22 protein-coding genes are annotated in these 18,285 nt (G+C 46.6%); 2 read left to right on the top strand and 20 right to left on the bottom strand.

What is annotated here, in order from left to right; all coding sequences use genetic code 11:
* Positions 1 to 23 precede the first annotated feature (23 nt).
* Positions 24 to 629: a class I SAM-dependent methyltransferase gene (locus tag MST20_RS13820; protein ID WP_243942896.1), complete on the bottom strand. Its 606-nt coding sequence runs from the start codon at positions 627 to 629 to the stop codon at positions 24 to 26.
* Positions 630 to 896: 267 nt separating this feature from the next.
* On the opposite strand from MST20_RS13820, the gene MST20_RS13815 reads away from it, so the two are divergent.
* On the top strand, positions 897 to 1,046 hold the full coding sequence (locus MST20_RS13815) for a YjcZ family sporulation protein (RefSeq protein ID WP_003183876.1): 150 nt from the start codon (positions 897 to 899) through the stop codon (positions 1,044 to 1,046).
* Between the two features lie 97 nt (positions 1,047 to 1,143).
* Here MST20_RS13815 and MST20_RS13810 read toward each other — a convergent pair whose 3' ends face one another.
* The 7 genes from MST20_RS13810 to MST20_RS13780 form a co-directional block, all read right to left on the bottom strand.
* Entirely contained in the window at positions 1,144 to 1,293 is a 150-nt protein-coding gene (locus MST20_RS13810; RefSeq protein WP_164468297.1) for a hypothetical protein, read from the bottom strand.
* Positions 1,294 to 1,464: 171 nt separating this feature from the next.
* Positions 1,465 to 1,614, bottom strand: a complete 150-nt coding sequence (locus MST20_RS13805; protein ID WP_020452381.1) for a YrzI family small protein — start codon at positions 1,612 to 1,614, stop codon at positions 1,465 to 1,467.
* Positions 1,615 to 2,019: 405 nt separating this feature from the next.
* On the bottom strand, positions 2,020 to 2,253 hold the full coding sequence (locus MST20_RS13800) for a YrhC family protein (RefSeq protein ID WP_123032409.1): 234 nt from the start codon (positions 2,251 to 2,253) through the stop codon (positions 2,020 to 2,022).
* Positions 2,254 to 2,340: 87 nt separating this feature from the next.
* The gene (locus MST20_RS13795; RefSeq protein WP_243942893.1) at positions 2,341 to 3,483 is read right to left on the bottom strand and encodes a bifunctional cystathionine gamma-lyase/homocysteine desulfhydrase; all 1,143 of its coding nucleotides are present in this window, start codon (positions 3,481 to 3,483) and stop codon (positions 2,341 to 2,343) included.
* 1 nt (position 3,484) lies between these two features.
* A complete protein-coding gene (locus MST20_RS13790; RefSeq protein ID WP_243942891.1) occupies positions 3,485 to 4,408 on the bottom strand; it encodes a PLP-dependent cysteine synthase family protein in 924 nt (307 codons plus the stop codon).
* Between the two features lie 51 nt (positions 4,409 to 4,459).
* Complete coding sequence (gene mtnN / locus MST20_RS13785) at positions 4,460 to 5,155, bottom strand: 5'-methylthioadenosine/S-adenosylhomocysteine nucleosidase (protein ID WP_243942889.1); 696 nt, start codon at positions 5,153 to 5,155, stop codon at positions 4,460 to 4,462.
* 21 nt (positions 5,156 to 5,176) lie between these two features.
* Complete coding sequence (locus MST20_RS13780; protein WP_243943416.1) at positions 5,177 to 5,818, bottom strand: class I SAM-dependent DNA methyltransferase; 642 nt, start codon at positions 5,816 to 5,818, stop codon at positions 5,177 to 5,179.
* 189 nt (positions 5,819 to 6,007) lie between these two features.
* On the opposite strand from MST20_RS13780, the gene MST20_RS13775 reads away from it, so the two are divergent.
* A complete protein-coding gene (locus MST20_RS13775) occupies positions 6,008 to 6,211 on the top strand; it encodes a YrzA family protein (RefSeq protein ID WP_043928220.1) in 204 nt (67 codons plus the stop codon).
* 39 nt (positions 6,212 to 6,250) lie between these two features.
* On the opposite strand, the gene MST20_RS13770 is transcribed toward MST20_RS13775, so the two are convergent.
* The 12 genes from MST20_RS13770 to alaS form a co-directional block, all read right to left on the bottom strand.
* Positions 6,251 to 6,943 (bottom strand): YrrS family protein, encoded by a 693-nt coding sequence (locus MST20_RS13770; RefSeq protein ID WP_123032355.1) that lies wholly within the window; start codon positions 6,941 to 6,943, stop codon positions 6,251 to 6,253.
* 58 nt (positions 6,944 to 7,001) lie between these two features.
* The gene (locus MST20_RS13765; RefSeq protein WP_243942887.1) at positions 7,002 to 8,756 is read right to left on the bottom strand and encodes a peptidoglycan D,D-transpeptidase FtsI family protein; all 1,755 of its coding nucleotides are present in this window, start codon (positions 8,754 to 8,756) and stop codon (positions 7,002 to 7,004) included.
* A 54-nt stretch (positions 8,757 to 8,810) separates the two neighbouring features.
* Positions 8,811 to 9,287 carry a transcription elongation factor GreA gene (greA, locus tag MST20_RS13760; protein ID WP_020452389.1) on the bottom strand — a complete coding sequence of 159 codons (477 nt, stop codon included), beginning with the start codon at positions 9,285 to 9,287 and terminating at the stop codon, positions 8,811 to 8,813.
* A gap of 238 nt (positions 9,288 to 9,525) precedes the next feature.
* Positions 9,526 to 10,161: a uridine kinase gene (gene udk, locus MST20_RS13755; RefSeq protein WP_075752107.1), complete on the bottom strand. Its 636-nt coding sequence runs from the start codon at positions 10,159 to 10,161 to the stop codon at positions 9,526 to 9,528.
* Between the two features lie 4 nt (positions 10,162 to 10,165).
* Positions 10,166 to 11,434 carry a peptidase U32 family protein gene (locus MST20_RS13750; protein WP_243942885.1) on the bottom strand — a complete coding sequence of 423 codons (1,269 nt, stop codon included), beginning with the start codon at positions 11,432 to 11,434 and terminating at the stop codon, positions 10,166 to 10,168.
* Between the two features lie 14 nt (positions 11,435 to 11,448).
* The gene (locus MST20_RS13745; RefSeq protein WP_243942884.1) at positions 11,449 to 12,378 is read right to left on the bottom strand and encodes a peptidase U32 family protein; all 930 of its coding nucleotides are present in this window, start codon (positions 12,376 to 12,378) and stop codon (positions 11,449 to 11,451) included.
* Positions 12,375 to 13,037 (bottom strand): O-methyltransferase, encoded by a 663-nt coding sequence (locus tag MST20_RS13740; protein ID WP_020452393.1) that lies wholly within the window; start codon positions 13,035 to 13,037, stop codon positions 12,375 to 12,377. Before MST20_RS13740 ends, MST20_RS13745 begins: the two co-directional genes overlap by 4 nt.
* A gap of 146 nt (positions 13,038 to 13,183) precedes the next feature.
* Positions 13,184 to 14,290 carry an endolytic transglycosylase MltG gene (gene mltG / locus MST20_RS13735; protein WP_243942882.1) on the bottom strand — a complete coding sequence of 369 codons (1,107 nt, stop codon included), beginning with the start codon at positions 14,288 to 14,290 and terminating at the stop codon, positions 13,184 to 13,186.
* A gap of 193 nt (positions 14,291 to 14,483) precedes the next feature.
* Positions 14,484 to 14,768 (bottom strand): DUF1292 domain-containing protein, encoded by a 285-nt coding sequence (locus MST20_RS13730; protein ID WP_016885528.1) that lies wholly within the window; start codon positions 14,766 to 14,768, stop codon positions 14,484 to 14,486.
* A 10-nt stretch (positions 14,769 to 14,778) separates the two neighbouring features.
* Positions 14,779 to 15,198 (bottom strand): Holliday junction resolvase RuvX, encoded by a 420-nt coding sequence (ruvX, locus tag MST20_RS13725; protein ID WP_243942880.1) that lies wholly within the window; start codon positions 15,196 to 15,198, stop codon positions 14,779 to 14,781.
* 6 nt (positions 15,199 to 15,204) lie between these two features.
* Positions 15,205 to 15,471, bottom strand: coding sequence for an IreB family regulatory phosphoprotein (locus MST20_RS13720; protein ID WP_003183920.1), 267 nt, complete (start codon positions 15,469 to 15,471; stop codon positions 15,205 to 15,207).
* A gap of 83 nt (positions 15,472 to 15,554) precedes the next feature.
* Positions 15,555 to 18,191 (bottom strand): alanine--tRNA ligase, encoded by a 2,637-nt coding sequence (gene alaS, locus MST20_RS13715; RefSeq protein WP_243942878.1) that lies wholly within the window; start codon positions 18,189 to 18,191, stop codon positions 15,555 to 15,557.
* Positions 18,192 to 18,285 lie beyond the last annotated feature (94 nt).

Genomic DNA, 18,285 nt, shown 5'->3' with positions numbered 1-18,285 from the left:
TGAAAGGGATGCTCGTACAAAGCTCACGATTTTACCGCAGAAATACAGCAGTAATTTTCGTGCATATGTACCGTGATGTCTCTGAAATGGCTTTCTTCAAGCAGTTGCTTGATTTGCTCTTCTGAGTATAAGGAAAAGCCTTTTGTTTTTTTCGATTTTTTCATTTGCCCTTCCAGATGCACGGCGAGAAACAGCGTGCCGTCAACCTGTAAAACACGGTAAATTTCTTTTAATGTTTGTTTGAAATCCGTCCAAAAATAAAGGGTGTGGACTGAATATACTTTATGAAAAGAACGGTCCGGATAAGGAATGTTTTCGGCATAGCCGAGCTTCAATTCGGCTTTTCCTTCTTCTTTCATATGACGGATTCGCCGCTTCCCTTGCTTGACCATGCTTTTTGAAGCGTCTATGCCGCAGGCTTTGCCGCTTTCAAGCATCTCCGCGACCCGATAAAGCGCCGCTCCGCTTCCCGTTCCGATTTCAAGGATGCGCTCATGCGGACAGACATCCATTAAATTGATGGTCCATTCGTTTATATCATGATTTCCGTTTTCCATATATGACGCGACCCATTTCGACAACATGCCGCTCGGGCTCCGCAATTGTTTTCCAAGCCATTGTTCAAACACGTTCAAACACCTGCTTTAATTCTAATTAGCCCGCAAATCGTTCAAACGGGCCTTTCCCCACTCATATCGGTCAATGCACCGAATATTATAAGGATTTGCAAAAATAACTGCATTCTTTTGTTACATTCCATAACTAGACGGCTTCAGCTTTGAAAATGTTTCGCTTTATGAAAACTGTTTTTTTAATAATTTGGTCTATCCGCCCTTTCCACAACCTAAACCCATGCATAGTATATATGGAATTTTCACTAAAAGGTGGTGCTATTTATGGGCTTTGGTTACGGCGGCGGATGCTGCGGCGGCTGGGGAGGCTACCCTGGCGGATACGGCGGCGGATACGGCTATGGAGGCGGATTCGCGCTTGTTGTGGTTCTATTCATTCTTTTAATTATCATCGGCGCTTGTTACGTCTGCTAAATGAACAGGAGGGGGCTTTAAATCCCCCTCTTTTTATTTTGCCATTCAGTTTGTCCAAATAAAAAAGAGCAGAAAACAAACCGTTTTCTGCTCTTTCTCAATAGTACCAATAATGCGGCCAATACCCGAATTGGCGCGCCATCTCCATTCTTTGGCGCCGGTACGGATTACCGTATCCGTGCTTAAAAGAATGAGGCATTGATGTATACCCGTGGCCGATAAAAGGCATTCTGCCGTTTTTCTGCATGCTGTTCACCCGCATTCCTTGAATTGCTTGCTTCATATTATGCAGAAAAGCGGAGATGCGGAACTCGTTTCAGCCCCGGCTAAACCTGGTCCTTCTCCCGAGTGTAATGTGCCAACAGTTCCCTTCTATGCATCATCTTGATCTCCTCCTTTATTTTTTTCGCGCTTTAAGCTAGCGCTGGCTGTTCATGTAAAGATATTTCAGCTGCAGGTCTTTCATTTCATTGTACATTTGTTCAATTTCGTATTCTCGCTCGTACTCTTCCGGACTTTTAAATCGTCTCTGAATGGTTAGTGTTAAGAAGAATAGATTTATTGTCACATCGCTCACCTCCTTTCAAGTTCGCTAAAAACAAAAACAGCCCGCAGATCATCTGACAAACCTGCGGGCGCAAACAAAAACCGCCAGATAAAAACGAATCGCGTCTTTATCTTGCGGGAGGAGCAGCGTATGATTATGCCTAACTTCCTAACGGACCGGCTGTGCTGAAAAAGCATCGGTTAAGGAAGGGCACAATCTCTCCCACAGGTTTGATGAATCATGGTATTGGCATTCACAAAGTCTAATGTATGTAGTCAGTGCTGGTTTCATGTTCATCAACCTCCTTTGCTTTTTGTTTACTTTGTAAGTATATCCATCAAATTCCTGTTTGTAAACCGTTTTTTTAATAAATGGACGGATTGATCAAGCAAAAAAAGCGGAGAGCCCCTCTCTGAGTCTCTCCGCTTACGATTCTTCCATCTCGTCTAATTGTCTTTTATATTTGAGCGAGCGCTTCACACAATAGAAAGCTCCTCCCAAAAAGCCGCATGTCGCGAGCATCATTGTCACCTTTTGGCCGGTTTCCAAACCTTGGCCGGGAATGACCGATCCGATATATAAAAATGCGCTTACGCTGAGAAGCGTAAAAGCAAACTGCTTATAGTCTTCCATCAGCGATTTGACTTTTTTCTTCTGCATGTCATGATCACCTGCTTTTGATTCATAATGGATATGATTCAGGATAACATAGATTGACAGATGACCAGACATGTAAATTCAGCCATTTTAAGAAAGCGGGGCCAGCGCTTGCTGCAAGTCTTCCAACAGATCGTCAATATCTTCTACCCCGGCGGAAATGCGGATCAATCCGTCTGTAATGCCAAGCTCCAGCCTGCGTTCACGCGGGATCGAAGCGTGAGTCATCCGCGCCGGCACCGAAATCAGGCTTTCAACCGCGCCAAGGCTTTCGGCAATCGTAAACCATTTCAGACGGCCAAGGACAAGGTCCACGTTCTCTTCTTTTCCGATATCAAACGAGATCATGCCGCCGAATCCCGTGCTTTGCCGCTTGGCAAGCTCATGTCCCGGATGGGACGGCAGCCCTGGATAATAAACCTTTTTGACGACGGGATGATCGTCTAAAAAAGCCGCGATTTTCCTGGCATTTTGCTCATGGGCTTCCATTCTCAAGCCAAGGGTCTTCATACCTCTCATTAAGAGCCAGGAATCCTGAGGCCCGAGAATCCCGCCTGTAGAATTTTGAATGAAATGAATCTCTTCTGCGAGTTCCTTCGAGGCTGTCACAACCAGTCCGCCGACGACATCACTGTGTCCGCCCAAGTACTTCGTCGCGCTGTGAAGGACGATATCGGCTCCCAACGAAATTGGGTTTTGAAAGTACGGCGTGTAGAAGGTGTTGTCGACTATCAGCAACAGGCCGTGCTTTTTCGCTGTTTCAGCGGCTTTCTTGATGTCCGTGATTTTCAATAAAGGATTTGTCGGCGTCTCAACATAAATCGCCTTTGTATTCGGCTTGATCGCTTTTTCGATGTCTTCAATGCTGCTCGTGTCACTGAAGGTCGCTTCAATACCGATGCGATTCATTACCTTTGTCATCACGCGGTATGTGCCGCCGTATACATCATCTGTCAACACGATGTGATCGCCGCTTTTAAAAAGCATCATGACCGCTGTGATCGCTGCCATCCCAGAGCCGAACGCGTAGCCTGCTGCACCGCCTTCAACATCCGCGATCAAGGATTCGAGCGCCGTTCTTGTCGGATTTCCCGTCCGGGAATATTCGTATCCTGTATGCTGTCCGGCGCGCGGCTGTTTGTACGTGCTGACTTGGTAAATAGGAACCGATACCGCCCCTGTTTGTTCGTCTCCTGTAATGCCGCCGTGAATCATTTTCGTTTTTGGCTTCATCTCATATTCCTCCTTCGTAAATTTTTTTGCTTAAATAGCGGTCGCTGCTGTCGGGGAAAATTGTCACAATGTTTGTGCCGGCTTTCGCTTTTTCGGCTTCTTTCAACGCGGCAAACAACGCGGCGCCTGATGAGCTTCCGATCAGAAGCCCTTCCTTTTCAGCGGCTTCTTTTACAAGCCAGAACGCATCTTCGTCAAGCACGGTGTAAATCTCATCGAAATGGCTTTCGTCCATATATTCCGGAATGAATTCCATTCCGATTCCTTCGGTTTTATGTCCGCGCGGTTCCCCCCCGTTTAAAATCGAGCCTTCAGGTTCAACAATAACCGTTTTAATGGACGGATTTTTTTCTTTTAGAAACTTGGCGGTTCCCGCAAAAGTGCCGCCTGATCCCGCGCCGGCGACGAAGACGTCAATCCGGCCGTCAAGATCATCCCATATTTCCGGGGCGATCGTTTTATAGTAAGCCAATGGATTTACTGGGTTTTTAAACTGCAAAATGCAATAAGAATCGGGAATCTCCTTCTCAAGGTCAAGTGCCTTTTCAATCGCGCCCTTCATTCCGGCACTTCTGGGGGTATGAACAATTCGAGCGCCGAGCGCTTTCATGATCGACTGTTTTTCCATGCTGAAATGCTCGGGCACGCAAAAAACGGGTCTAATCCCGTGCTTTCTGGCGGCGAGGGCCAGCCCGATTCCGGTATTGCCTGCTGTCGCCTCAATGACCGTTCCACCGGGTTTCAGCTTTCCCGAATCGACGGCTTCAGCAATCATCACTTCTCCGAGCCGGTCTTTAATGCTGCCTCCCGGATTCATCATTTCAAGCTTTGCATATATGTTAACACCGCTGGGGATGTGAAAATTCATAATCTGCAGAAGCGGCGTTTTGCCGATCAATTGGGTGATGTCCTTGATCACATTCATGTTCCTTCCTCCTTCAAGAGGTGCAAAACAGAGGGGGGCTCCCCCCTGTTTTTAATTGATTCTTTTGATCATGCGGAGCACAAGATCTGTCGAATGCTTGGCAGCTTGCTCCAAAAATTGGTCAAATGAAATTTCTGACTCTTTTCCGGCGATGTCTGAAAGCGCCCTGATGACAACGAACGGCGTATTAAATTGATAAGAAACCTGCGCGACAGCAGCCGCTTCCATTTCAACCGCGTAAAGGTCTTCAAACTTGCCGCGGATGAATGCCACGCGGTCAGGATCGCTCATAAAGGAATCGCCTGTTGCAATCGTTCCTTTGACAACCTGAATGTGTCCCAGTTCAGACGCTTCGTCTTCCGCCGCTTTGATCAATGTACTGTCGGCCTTGTATGCGGCCGGCAGATTCGGAACCTGTCCATATTCATAATCAAATGCCGTGACATCGACATCATGATGGCGGACTTCGGTCGAGATGACGATGTCTCCGACATTAAGCGAATGATGGAAGCCGCCGGCTGATCCGGTGTTGATGACAACGTCCGGTTTAAAGCGGTCGAGCAGAATCGTCGTGCTCATGGCTGCATTGACTTTGCCGATGCCGGACTTTAAAAGTACGACTTCTTTTCCTTCATAAAATCCGCTGGTAAATTCACAGTTTGCGATGACTTCTTGGTTCGTCTGTTCGAGCTTGCTTCGCAAAATCGTGACTTCTTCTTCCATTGCTCCGATAACTGCGATTTTCATATCTTAAAACTTCCCTTCAAATTACAATTTTGCCGCTTCCATTACCCAGACAAAATCATTATGCTTTTGAAAGGCGATACTGAATTGTTCTGAGGTAAAGATCGTTTCCATCTCCGAAATCGTCGGATAATGTTCCGTTTCAAGGTCTTCCGCCAATTGCAGGAATCCTTTTTCCTTCGCATTTTTAACAGCGGCAGAGAAGGCTTCCCGATCCTTGAAGACGGTATCAGCAAACACTATTTTACCATGCTTTCCGAGCATTTTTCCATATCGCTTCACAGCCTCCCGCTTCTCTTCGTTTGTCAGGTGGTGAAACGCATAGGAACTGACAATCGTGTCGGGAGAAAACGGCGGTTCCGGAAAGTCGAGAAAGTCTCCGTCAACGATCACTGCATTCTCCGCTAGCTTTGCCTCGGCAATTTTCCTCATTGCTTTTGAAGGTTCTACACCTGTGACTCCCTTTCCGGCTGCCAGCAATTTTGCAGTCAGATTGCCAGTGCCGACGCCGAATTCAAGAACTTTATGCCCGGAGCGGCTGACGACATCATTCAAAATGCCGTCGTAGTTGCGAAATACTTCTTTGTACTGAAGATCGCGGCCAACTACTGTATCATCATAAGAATTTGCCCAGTTCTCAAATAAAGGAATGAACTCTCTTCCCATTTTATCGTCACTCTCCATCTATTTTTACAATTCCTATAAGTATAGTATGATTTATTCGGTTGATTAGTTCTTATCCTACCACAAGTCGTTCGTTTTGGGTACAAAAAAGGCTTGGTTATATTTCCCTTGTCACCCGGCCGCTTCTCTGCTTTAATAAAAAATGACTTGAAACGAATGGAGGATTGGTTTATGAACTTCGGGCTCGATCTGATCAAAGATAAAATTGAGTTTTTTGAGGCGCTGAGCTTAGAGGAGCTTGAAAAAAAGATCAGTCAGCAGATTGAAAACAACCAGGCGATTTTGCTGAGGGTCCATTCGGTTTCCCATCAGACAGCAGTCATTGACGGACGGATCCACTACAGCGCAGTCGTTCATTTTAAAGCCGAATCATAAAAAAAAGCGCCCGGTTGTTAAAACCGGACGCTTTTTTCTTTATTTCAACTGTTCAACTTTTGTCGGCTTCCAGCCTTTTCCGTCAACCCAAGTAATGGCTACCTGGTATTTGACGCCGGTGTCCTTCGCCTGAATGGTTCCTTTCGCATCTTGCGGGCTGCCGTTGTTTCCGAGCCAGATCAACGTCATGTTATCCTGGGAAACCCCTGTCGCATATGAAATGGCTTCAAGCATTTCTTTCCAGTCTTGTGAAGAAGAATCATATGTTGCGGTATGCTGTCCGCTCTGTTGTGTGCCGACAGGCTTCCAGTCAGGATTGATGATCGTTTTTTCAACATTGGCGCTTGAACCGCCTTCTTTCACTTCGGCTCCTTCAAACGGATCATCTGATGTTGATTTGTCCTCGTCTGAAGCAGATTCTTTATCCTTGTCCGAGTCGGAATCGCTGTCTTCTTTGTCGGCAGAATCGCTTTTTCCTTTGTCCTCATCTTTTACATCTTCGTCAGACGTTTGTTTCTTATTGTCGGAAGCAGGTGCTTCTGTCGTCTGTTCAGAATCGTTTTTCGAAGCATCTTGCTGCGCCTGCTCCTTCGGGCTGTTCATCATCAGACTGCTGGCGACGACAACAATTAATACCAATACGATGCCTATTAAAATGTTAAGCACAAGATTCGCTTTCCTGCGCTTATCACGATTTTCAAAACGAGATTCCCTTGTTTCGCTCAAGTTCATTGCACTCCTTTTTCCCTCTTGCCTCGCTTTCTATTTTATCATCACCTGAGGCATTCTTCTATGTCTGCTTCTTTTCAATTTCATATACTTTTTTAACAATATCATAAAATACGGCATTTGTCGCAGCCTTGCTATCCGGCGTATCCATATGGACGACGACGAGCGCATATTTCGGCTTGTCCGCTGGAAAATAACCTGCGAACCATTTATGATAGAGCGTTTTTTTATCATCTGTCGTCCTGCCTGTCTGCGCTGTGCCCGATTTTCCCGCTACATTGTACGGAAGATCGCTGAAGCGCCGGCCTGTCCCCTTTTCAGAGGTGACGACTTTTCTGAGCAGTTTCTGCAGCTTTTGCGCTGTATACTGATCGATTTTCTCCCCTGGGAGCTTGTGATCTTTAAAAGCCGTCATCAATGTGCCGTTTTTATATTCGATCTGGTCTGCGATCTTGACTTGTTTTTTCTCTCCGCCTCTTGCGATGGTCGCCATCATGTTGGCGATTTCCAACGGGGTCAGCTTCACATTTTTTTGGCCGATGGCGGTCTGGGCTACAGCTTTTTTAACTTTCTTGTCCTTTTCATCCCCCCAGATTGATCCGGCAGTTTCATGATAAAACTGTCTGAACTCATCTTCATGATACAGCTTCCCTTCCCAGCCGACCCGTCCGGTCAGCCCAAGCTTTGCGGCGGTATCTTCGATCACGGAGCTGTTTTTTTCAACGAGCTGTCCGGCAAGATTTGTAAACGTGTAGTTGCAGCTTTCCGCAAAACTGTCTTCCAAGCTGAGCTTTCCTTTGTCTTCTCCGGCCTCACCGTACAGGTTTAAATTGCAGTTAAAGGTTTTTGACGGATGGTCCAAGCCGTTTTCGATCGCTGCCGCGGCAATCACGGTTTTAAAAACCGAGCCGGGATATACCGGTGTCAGCATATAGTTCTGCCTTGTTTTTTGCGATGCCATGTTGAGATCGGGCTTGCTCGCAATCGCCGCCACGCCGTTCGTCTCGATGTCAAGCAGAACCGCCCCGCCTTTATCAAGCTGATGGTCAGCCAGTACATCTTCCATTGCCCGCTGAACCTTTTTGTCGATCGTTGTTTTGACTTGCAGCGGGTAAAACGGATTTGCATCTGCCGTATATTTGACGTCCATACCGAACAAAGGGTTTCCCAATCCGTCCACATGATACAACAGTTTTGTGTCTTGTTCAGGGAGCAGGAATTCATCAAATGTCCGCTCCATGCCGAAGGTGCCGATTTTCGTACTGATGGAGAGGTCGTCTTTATCGGGATATTTTCGTCGGAGAAGGTCCGGGTCTTGATTGGTCATACCGAGCGTATGCGAAGCCAGCCTGTTCTTTTCTGTTTCTTCTATGTATACGCCGTAAACGCCGGGATATTTCAGTTTATTGATTTTTTCGAGAGCTGTCTTTGAAACGGACGCTCCTTCATGTGTTGTGAGAATCACAGGTTTTTTCGCATGCTCAAGCTTATTCTCGAGCTCATCTTTTGTCATGTTTAAAATGTCGGCTGCTTTTTCGGCCGGCCATGACTGATGTTTTAAAAAAGGAAATAAGACGATGGCCGGTTTTTGTCTGACGGACAAATGTTCGCCGTTCCGATCTAAAAAAGATCCTCTCCCGTCTGAAATCCGAACTTCCTCCGTGCGCTGTTTGACGCTTTCCTGGATTAAGTTCACATTCCGTTTAGAAAAGGATTCGGTAAAAAACAGTTGAATTTCAGCGAGCCTGATCAGCAGAAATAACAGGGCAGCCGAAATGATAATCGACACCCACTTCATGCGCTTTTGCCATTTCATAATAAAAACACCTCATCCACATTGTGGACGAGGTCATCGTTTGCTAAACAAATTTTATGAAATTTTCACAATCTTTACAAGCATTTCGCCGCCCGGTGTTTGTACGGTTACTTCGTCCCCGACCTGTTTGCCGAGAAGGCTTTTCGCGATTGGGGAATCGTTCGAGATTTTCCCTTCAAACGGGTCGGCTTCCGCGCTGCCCACAATGGTATAAGATTCTTCTTCACCGTCAGGAAGCTCCGTAAATGTAACGGTTTTTCCGAGGCCGACGATATCTGAGTTTGCACCGTCGTCTTCGATGATCTTTGCGTTGCGGATCATATTGTCAAGGGTTGTGATGCGCCCTTCTACAAAAGCTTGTTCTTCTTTTGCTGAATCGTATTCGGAGTTTTCGGAGAGGTCTCCGAAGCTTCTTGCCACTTTAATACGTTCAACAACTTCTTTGCGTTTAACCGTTTTCAAATACTCAAGTTCTTCTTCCAGTTTTTTCTTTCCCGTTTCTGTCATAGGAAATACTTTCTCTTGTGCCATGTTCCTTCACTCCTTCTAGTTGGTTCCTCATCACTTGTATGTGAGGTATAGACTTGAATATACAAGAATGAGGACAACCCTTGTCCCCTTCTTCTCTCCCATATTTGTAAAGTATCATATAAACCGGATGGAAGGCTCCGGTAAATGGTGCTTATACAGTTAAAGAAGGGCTCAGGATGAGAACCCTTCAATTTCTATACATAATATGGTCAGAGTTGTGTTTGTCTATGCTATGTTATTATAAAATCGCGTTTTGTTCAAGAATAGTTTGTATTTTTGTTACCATCAGGTCGATGGCGACGCGGTTTTGTCCGCCCTCCGGAATAATGATATCGGCATAGCGTTTCGTCGGTTCGACAAACTGATTATGCATTGGTCTGACGACTGAGATATACTGCTCGATGACAGAATCGATCGAACGTCCTCTTTCTTTTATATCTCTGACCATCCTTCTGATGATCCGCAGGTCGGCATCCGTATCGACATACAGCTTGATGTCCATTAAGTCGCGGAGCCTTTCATCCTCGAGAACAAGGATTCCTTCCAAAATAATAACATCTTTCGGATCGACGTGCACGACTTCCTCTGAACGCGTATGCAGCTTGTAATCGTAAATCGGCTTTTTGATCGGCCTGTAGGCAAGCAATTCGTTTAAATGCTCGATCAAATAGTCATTATCAAATGCAAGCGGATGGTCGTAGTTCGTGTTCAACCGCTCTTCAAACGGCAGATGGCTCTGATCTTTATAATATAAATCCTGTTCGAGCATCAAGATCGAATGACCTTTAAACTGTTCATAAATGGATCTGGTGACGCTCGTTTTTCCAGATCCGGAGCCTCCCGCTATGCCGATAACTACCGGTTTTTTCCCCATGCCATTACTGCCCCTTTCTCATCATGTTGCTAGGATATATCTTGTTGTCCACTTTAAATTTGACGATCTGCAGGGGATGGCGGGCTGCATCAAGCACATTGCCTTTTTCGTCCCAAATCGTGTCAATTTTGCATGTGAAATTTTCGATTTCCGGACCGAAAAATTCGACTTCATCTCCGGTTTTAAAGAAGTTTCGCTGCTGGAGCGTGACCATTTTTGTCTGTTCATCATAATCAAGGACAAGTCCGGCAAAGTCGTATGTTGTCTTTTTGCCGTGGACGCCGAACATCTGCTCTTCATATCCGGGGGTTCCTTCAAAGAAAGCAGGCGCTGTGTCTCTATTGGCGCATTTGTCCAGTTCTTTCAGCCATTCTTCTTTGATGACGAAATTTTCGGGGTCAGCGCAATAAGAATCGATCACTTTTCTGTACACACTGACGACTGTCGCAATGTAGTGGATCGACTTCATCCGGCCTTCGATTTTCAGGCTGTCGATGCCCATTTCAATCATTTGTGGAATCGATTCGATCAGCTTCAGATCTTTCGGGCTCATCGCAAACGGTGCATCGCCTTCTTCATATAAAGGCAGTGCATTCGCTCCATCCGTCTGATACAAATCATAGTCCCATCGGCATGACTGGCAGCAGCCTCCGCGGTTAGAGTCTCTGGCCGTCATATGGTTGCTGAGCACGCAGCGGCCGGAATAAGCGATGCACATCGCACCGTGTATGAATGTTTCGATTTCAATATCCACTTTTTCTTTCATTTCTCTGATCTCAAGTGCGCTCGTTTCGCGCGCGAGCACGACCCGCTCAAGGCCTTCTTCCTTCCAGAACTGAACGGCTTTCCAGTTTGAAAGGGACTGCTGGGTGCTCAAATGCACTTCCAGCTTCGGCGCGACCTTGCGGCATGTTTCAATGATCAGGGGGTCAGCGACGATAATGCCTGATACACCTGCTCCCTCGAGATCGCGCAAATAGTCTTCTAGCCCGTCGAGATTTTCTTCATGCGCAAAAATGTTTGTCGTCACATAAATTCTTGCGCCGTATTTTTTCGCAAATTCGACACCTTCAGCCATTTCTTCAATTGAAAAGTTATCTGCGTTTGAGCGGAGTCCATATTCACGTCCGCCGATAAATACAGCGTCTGCGCCATAGTGGACAGCGATTTTCAGTTTTTCCAAATTTCCCGCCGGAGCAAGAAGTTCTGGTTTTTTCGTAATGACGCGTTTTCCATCAACGATTTTGGAAATTTTATCTTTTACTGCAGACATGGCTATCCCTCCTTTTAGTATACTGTTTCTTTGAAAAAGAATCCGGTATCGATGCTGCGGTTTGCAGGCTGCAGCTGTTCGATCCGCTCGATCCATTGGTCTTTCTTGTCTTCGTATGCTTCTCTGTCTGCGATGCAAAGGTCGATGGCTTCGCGGTACATGGCCGTTACCTCAGTCATGTATTCGACCGATTTTAAAATTCCGTCGATTTTAAATGAATCGATGCCGGCATCGATTAAATCCTCAAGCTCATCAATGATGCAGACGTCATTCGGACTCATGATGTGCGTGCCGTTTTCGTCTTCGAAAATCGGATATTTGTTACCGCGTTCTTGATCATGAAGATACATGCCTTTTTCTTTTTTCTTTCCCTCGATATCCATGACTTTTCCCTGGTATTCAAAATAGTTGCCGATCAGGGAGCGCTTTGACTGGAACATGCATGTCATGCCGTGAACCTGAATTTCAATCTCGACTTCAGCTTTCTCTTTAATCTCAACGATGCTGTCCATGTTGAGCTCTCTTGCGAGCACCGCGCGCTTCGCGCCCTTTCGCCCCCAATAGTTGCAGGAATAATGGTTGGTTGCGGTCGTTTCCGTATTCCAGTGAAGTTTCATGTTCGGCGCTGATTCCCGTGCGGCCATCAGTACGGCGGGATCGCCGAAGACAACCGCATCGGCGCCTGCCCCGTCCAAGAATGAAAGATAGTCATTCAGTTCTGGCACCCGGTCATTGTGAAAAATTGCGTTCACCGCAACATATACTTTTGCACCTTTTTGATGAGCCTGAATGATGGCTTCCTTTACTTCCTCTCTGGAAAACTCCCCGGCTAAACGCAGACCGAACCTTTGTTCACCGATGATAAACGCATCGGCGCCTGCCTCTGCCAAAGGCTTAATATCCGAAACAGCCGTCGGCGTCACAAGCAGTTCAGGCTTTTTCATATCCGTTCACCTCTTTTTTGGCTGACGGCCAATCCGTCGCCCACAGGCAGGATCGCCGTGTGGTAGTCAGGATGCTCCATCAGCCAATGATTGTAATGATCTATTTTCGATACAAGCTTTTTGATGCGCTTGTTTTCGATCTGATTGTAATCTGATGCGACAAGGCCTTTGAAAAGGACATTGTCAGTAAAAATGATGCCGTCATCGGCGAGCATTTTTTCATATATACTGAAAAACTTCTGATACTGGCCTTTTGCGGCATCGATAAAAAGCGCATCATAAGGAGCCATCGATTGAACGGCGTCCGATTCGCTGAGCGCATCGCCGAAGAACACGTGAATTCTGTTTTCAAGCTGGAATGACCGGATGTTTTTCAGCGCTTCCCGATACCTGTCTTCATCGCGCTCGATCGTAAAGATTTCAGCTTCGGGAAGGGCAAGTGCCATCCGAATCGCCGAATAACCGATGGCGGTACCGATTTCAAGAATTTTTTTCGGATTTTTAAGTGAAAGTAGCTGCAGGAGCACTTCGATTCCTGTCGGTTCCATAATGGGCACGCCATGCTTTTCGGCATAGGCCTCCAGTTTCATAATTTCAGCCGGCCTTTGCTTTAGCAGCTTTTCAAGATAGCCGGTCAATTCTTCGTGTCCAATCTTCACGGGCAGATGGCCTCCCTTTCATAAAAAAGAGCCTTAGGTCAGATGTGCAGCACTCTCCTAAAGCAGTCGACTGTCTTTTCTCAATAAACAACCCGATATATTTTATCATAAAACCTTTGTATTTGCGAATAAAAGGAGAGTAATTTTTACTCTCCTTTTTCCTGCGTGTTCGTAATGTATTTGGCTTTTGCTTTATTGTGTTCTTCAAGCGTTTTTGTAAAGACGACTTCCCCATTTTTCTTTGCAAGGAAATAAACATAGTCTGTTTGCTCCGGGTTTAAGGCCGCTTCCCAGGAGCTTTCTCCCGCGTTCGCAATCGGCCCGGGCGGAAGACCGGTATGTTTGTACGTATTATACGGGGAATCCGCTTCAAGATCTTTGTACATGACACGGTTTTTATGTTCCCCCAGCGCATATAAAACGGTCGGATCCGTTTGCAATGGCATGTTTTTGCTGATGCGGTTGTAAAAGACGCTGGAGATTTTGTGCCGGTCCGCTTTTTCGGTAGCTTCTTCTTCAATTAACGAAGCCATCGTCAAGGCTTTGTGGACGGACATCTTTTTGTCTTTCATCTGCTTTTCATACTTTTCAGCCAGCTGATCTGTTTGTTTGATCATCGCTTCGATGATTGCGTCCAGTTTCGTCTCAGGGTCGTAAAACGGATATGTCGCAGGATACAGGTATCCTTCAAGCGGATGCTTGATATTCTTGTTTAGCACGTCGTCGGTGATCAGTTTCGGATACTTCTGTTTTAATCGGCTGATGAATTCGCGGTCATCCAGCTTTTTCATAATGTCCGCTTCCGAGTAGTTGGTTTGTCCGGCGATGATAGCTGCGATTTCCTGGAGCTGCCTTCCTTCAGGAACGGTAATTTTAAATGCCGGTACATGCGAAGCGCTTGTCAGCTTTTTGACCATGCCGGCCGCATCCATCGACTGGCTGAGCTGAAAATTCCCCGCTTGAAAGCCGGAGGCATTTTTAAATTTCACATAAGCGATAAATACTTTTTCGTTTTTAATTAAGTCCTCTTTTTTCAGTTTGGCGGCGATCGACGTAACGGTCGATCCTTCCGGAATATAGACGTTGACCGTTTTTGCATTATTTTTATCGACCGGTTCGAGCGCCGATTTGATGTAGAGTGAAACAGCGCCTGCGGTTAAAATCAGCAGAACCGCGGCCACAGTCAGCCAAAACTTTATTTTATGTTTAAGGAGTCTTTTTATAAACGGTTTCTTAGTCTGATCTTCAAACATTGGTGTCCTCCTCTCCTCCCACGGTCTATACTACATGATTCGTTATCATTCGGCAATTTATTACAAAAAGATTTAATAAAAAAAGCCGCCTGTCGGCAGCGTGGCGCAAATGATTGGAGATGCCCATTTAAAAATGACAAAATCCTAAAACGGTTTAAGTTTTAGGATCTTGTCAAGCGGTTCAGCCGCTGCTTTATTCTTCTTCGTCTTCATCCGCTAAAAACGTGTTCAGCGTCTCTTCGATCATATCCCACTCTTCTTCTGTTTCAATCGGCATCAGTTCGCCGTCTTCTCCGGCTTCATTCGGTACGAAGCTTGAAGCATGGATCTCGATCTCTTCCTCGTCCTGTGCTTCAACCGGATAATAAAGCACGTATGACTTGTTAAACTGATCGCTGTCAAATGTGAAGAGCACTTCACACAGCTGTTCGTTTCCTTTATCGTCTACAATCGTAATGTTTTTTTCTCCGTGTTCCATCTTGATCACCTCATGAGTTTAGGCTGTCGAGATATCCTTGAAGGATCATCACGGCCGCCATTTTATCAATTACTTTTTTTCTTTTCTGCCTGCTTACATCTGCTGAAATCAGCATTCTTTCGGCCGCCATTGTCGAGAGGCGCTCGTCCCAAAGCACGACGGGAACTTGAAACGTTTCTTCAAGCACTTCCGCGAACTTCCGGCTCGCTTCCCCCCTCGGGCCGACGGTTCCATTCATGTTTTTGGGAAAACCGAGTACAATCTTGTCAATCACATAGTCTTTCGTCAATTCGGCGAGGCGGTTTAAGCCGTAGTCACCGCCCGCCTCGTCGATTTTAATCGTTTCTATCCCTTGAGCCGTCCAGCCCATTTCATCGCTCAGCGCTACGCCGAGCGTTTTCGAACCTAAATCCAGACCTAATATTCGCATGCTTGTTTACGCCTCTTTATGCTGTTCTAAGTACGATTTAACCAATTCTTCGATTATCTCGTCTCTTTCTATTTTCCGAATCAGGTTACGTGCATCTCGATGCCTTGGAATGTAAGCGGGATCTCCTGATAGCAGATATCCGACAATTTGGTTGATCGGGTTGTAGCCTTTTTCCTGAAGCGCATCATGGACAGTTATCAGCACTTCATTCACATTGGTTTCCATCGAATCGTCGGAAAAGTTAAATTTCATCGTCTTATCAAATGAGCTCACCGTTTTGCACCTCTTTCCCAAATTCGCAGGCAAAGTTTCAGCCTGATTACCTTCTAATCACCATTCTACACCACAACGGCTATTTATAAAACGGATTTTACCCATTCTTCCGCAGATGCTAATGCTTCAGCAAGCCGCTCAGGCTGTTTTCCTCCCGCCTGCGCCATGTCCGGACGGCCGCCTCCGCCGCCTCCGCATGCTTCTGCGACTTGCTTGACAAGCTTGCCTGCGTGGAAACCCCGCTCTATTAAATCTTTTGTAACTCCGGCGGAAATATTCACTTTTTCATTTTGAACCGCCCCGAGAACGATGACGGCTGAGCCCAGTTTCGCCTTCAGATCGTCAACCATTGTGCGCAGGTGATTCATATCTTTGGCATTCACTTTTTCTGCGAGCAGTTTGATTCCGTCAATTTCTTTTACTTTTTCTAAAATCTCTCCGGCTTCTTTATTTCCCAGTTTCGCCAATAAAGATTCGTTTTCTCTCTGAGCTTCTCTCAGATCAGACTGGAGCGCTTCGATCCGTTTCGGAACTTCCTTCACGTTGGTTTTCAGGACTTCTGCCACCTGCTCGAGAAGCTCCAGTTTGGCGTTCATCTCTTCGTAAGCGCCCTGCCCTGTTACCGCTTCGATCCTGCGGGTGCCGGCCCCGATGCCTGATTCGGACACGATCTTAAAGAGGCCGATTTCAGCTGTGTTTCTCACGTGGCAGCCTCCGCACAGCTCGATACTGTAGTCGCCGACCTGAACGACGCGGACGATGTCTCCGTATTTTTCGCCAAACAGCGCCATGGCTCCCATCGCTTTCGCTTCATCAATCGGTTTTAAGTCGATTTGCACAGGAATCGATGCCCAAATTTTTTCGTTCACTTTTGTTTCAATTTGTTCGAGTTCTTCCTTAGTCACCTGTCCAAAGTGAGAGAAGTCAAAGCGCAGACGGCTGTCAGTGACTAGCGAGCCGGCCTGGTTGACATGCGTACCGAGCACATCTTTCAGCGCCTGATGAAGCAGGTGTGTCGCGGTATGGTTTTTGACAATGTCTTTTCTGAGCCGCTCCGTGACTTCTGCGGTCACGCTCATGCCTCTTTTAATTGCGCCGCTTTCCACGATCCCTTCATGGAGGTGCTGGCCGTTCGGCGCTTTTTTAACGTCTGTGACGCGAATAACGGCATCCCCGCTTTTAACCCAGCCTTTATCACCGATTTGTCCGCCGCTTTCAGCATAGAACGGGGTTTTTTCCAAGATAAACTGAACCTTCTTGCCTTCTTGAACGAGGTCGGCAAGTTCCCCGTCTTGAAGAAGCTCGGCTATTTTGGTTTCCGTCTTGATATGGGAATAGCCGATGAACTCGCTTTCTGTCATGATATCGCGGAGAGCGCCGCCTTGAACCTGCATGCTGCCGACATCCTGGCGCGCCTGCCGAGCCCGTTCGCGCTGCTTGTCCATCTCGCGCTCAAATCCGTCATGATCGACTTCCATGCCTTCATCTTCGGCGTATTCTTCGGTCAGTTCAACAGGGAATCCATACGTATCATACAGTTTAAAGACATCTTCCCCGGAAATGATGCGGTTTCCTTTTGCTTTTTCCTTTTGAATCACTTCTGAGAGAATCGCCAAGCCCTCGTGCAATGTTTCATGGAAGCGTTCTTCCTCTGTTTTGATGACTTTCGCGATAAAGTCCGCTTTTTCTTTGACTTCGCCGTAGAATGCGGCCATGATGTCGGCAACTACCGGAACGAGTTCATACATAAACGGACGGTTGATATTGATGGACTTCGCATAGCGGACAGCGCGGCGAAGCAGCCTTCTGATGACATAGCCGCGCCCCTCGTTTGACGGAAGCGCTCCGTCACCGACCGCAAACGCAGCCGTCCGGATATGGTCGGCCACAACCTTAAATGCCGTATCTTTTTCAGCAGATGTGCCGTACTTTTCTCCTGAAATGGCTTCTGTCGCCTTGATGATCGGCATAAACAAATCCGTATCATAGTTCGTCTTGGCGTCTTGAATAACAGATACCATCCGTTCAAGACCCATCCCCGTATCGATGTTTTTCTTCGGAAGCGGTGTGTATGTTCCATCAGGATTGTGGTTGAACTCGGAGAACACAAGGTTCCATACTTCAAGGTAACGCTCGTTCTCCCCGCCCGGGTAAAGCTCCGGGTCAGACGGGTCATTTCCATAATCTTCACCGCGGTCATAGAAAATTTCGGTATTCGGTCCGCTCGGGCCTTCGCCGATATCCCAGAAGTTCCCTTCCAGTCTGATGATCCGTTCCTCAGGAACGCCGATTTTTTTTGACCATAATTCATATGCTTCGTCATCTTCCGGATGGACCGTGACTGACAGGCGTTCGGGATCGAAGCCGATCCATTTTTGATCGGTTAAAAATTCCCAGGCCCACTCGATCGCTTCTTCTTTGAAATAATCGCCGATCGAAAAGTTCCCGAGCATTTCAAAGAACGTATGGTGGCGGGCTGTTTTCCCGACATTTTCAATATCGTTCGTCCTGATTGATTTTTGAGCGTTGCAGATGCGCGGATTCTCCGGCACAACCCGTCCGTCAAAATATTTTTTCAGCGTCGCCACTCCGCTGTTGATCCAAAGCAGGGAGGGATCTTCATGCGGAATAAGAGAGGCGCTCGGTTCAACGGCATGCCCTTTTTCTTTAAAAAAATCTAAAAACATTTGGCGCACTTGTGCGGATGTTAATGTCTTCATTATTTTTTTCCTCCTTTAATGATGCACATGCAAATTAAAAAGCCCCCGCCCTATGCAAACAACGTTTACACAGGGACGAGAGCTCCTCTCGCGG

This window comes from Bacillus sp. B19-2 (assembly GCF_022832475.1).
GTDB classification, from domain to species: Bacteria; Bacillota; Bacilli; order Bacillales; family Bacillaceae; genus Bacillus; species Bacillus paralicheniformis.
Note: the sequence above shows the minus strand (reverse complement) of the source record. Positions and strands in the feature narration are given on the sequence as shown.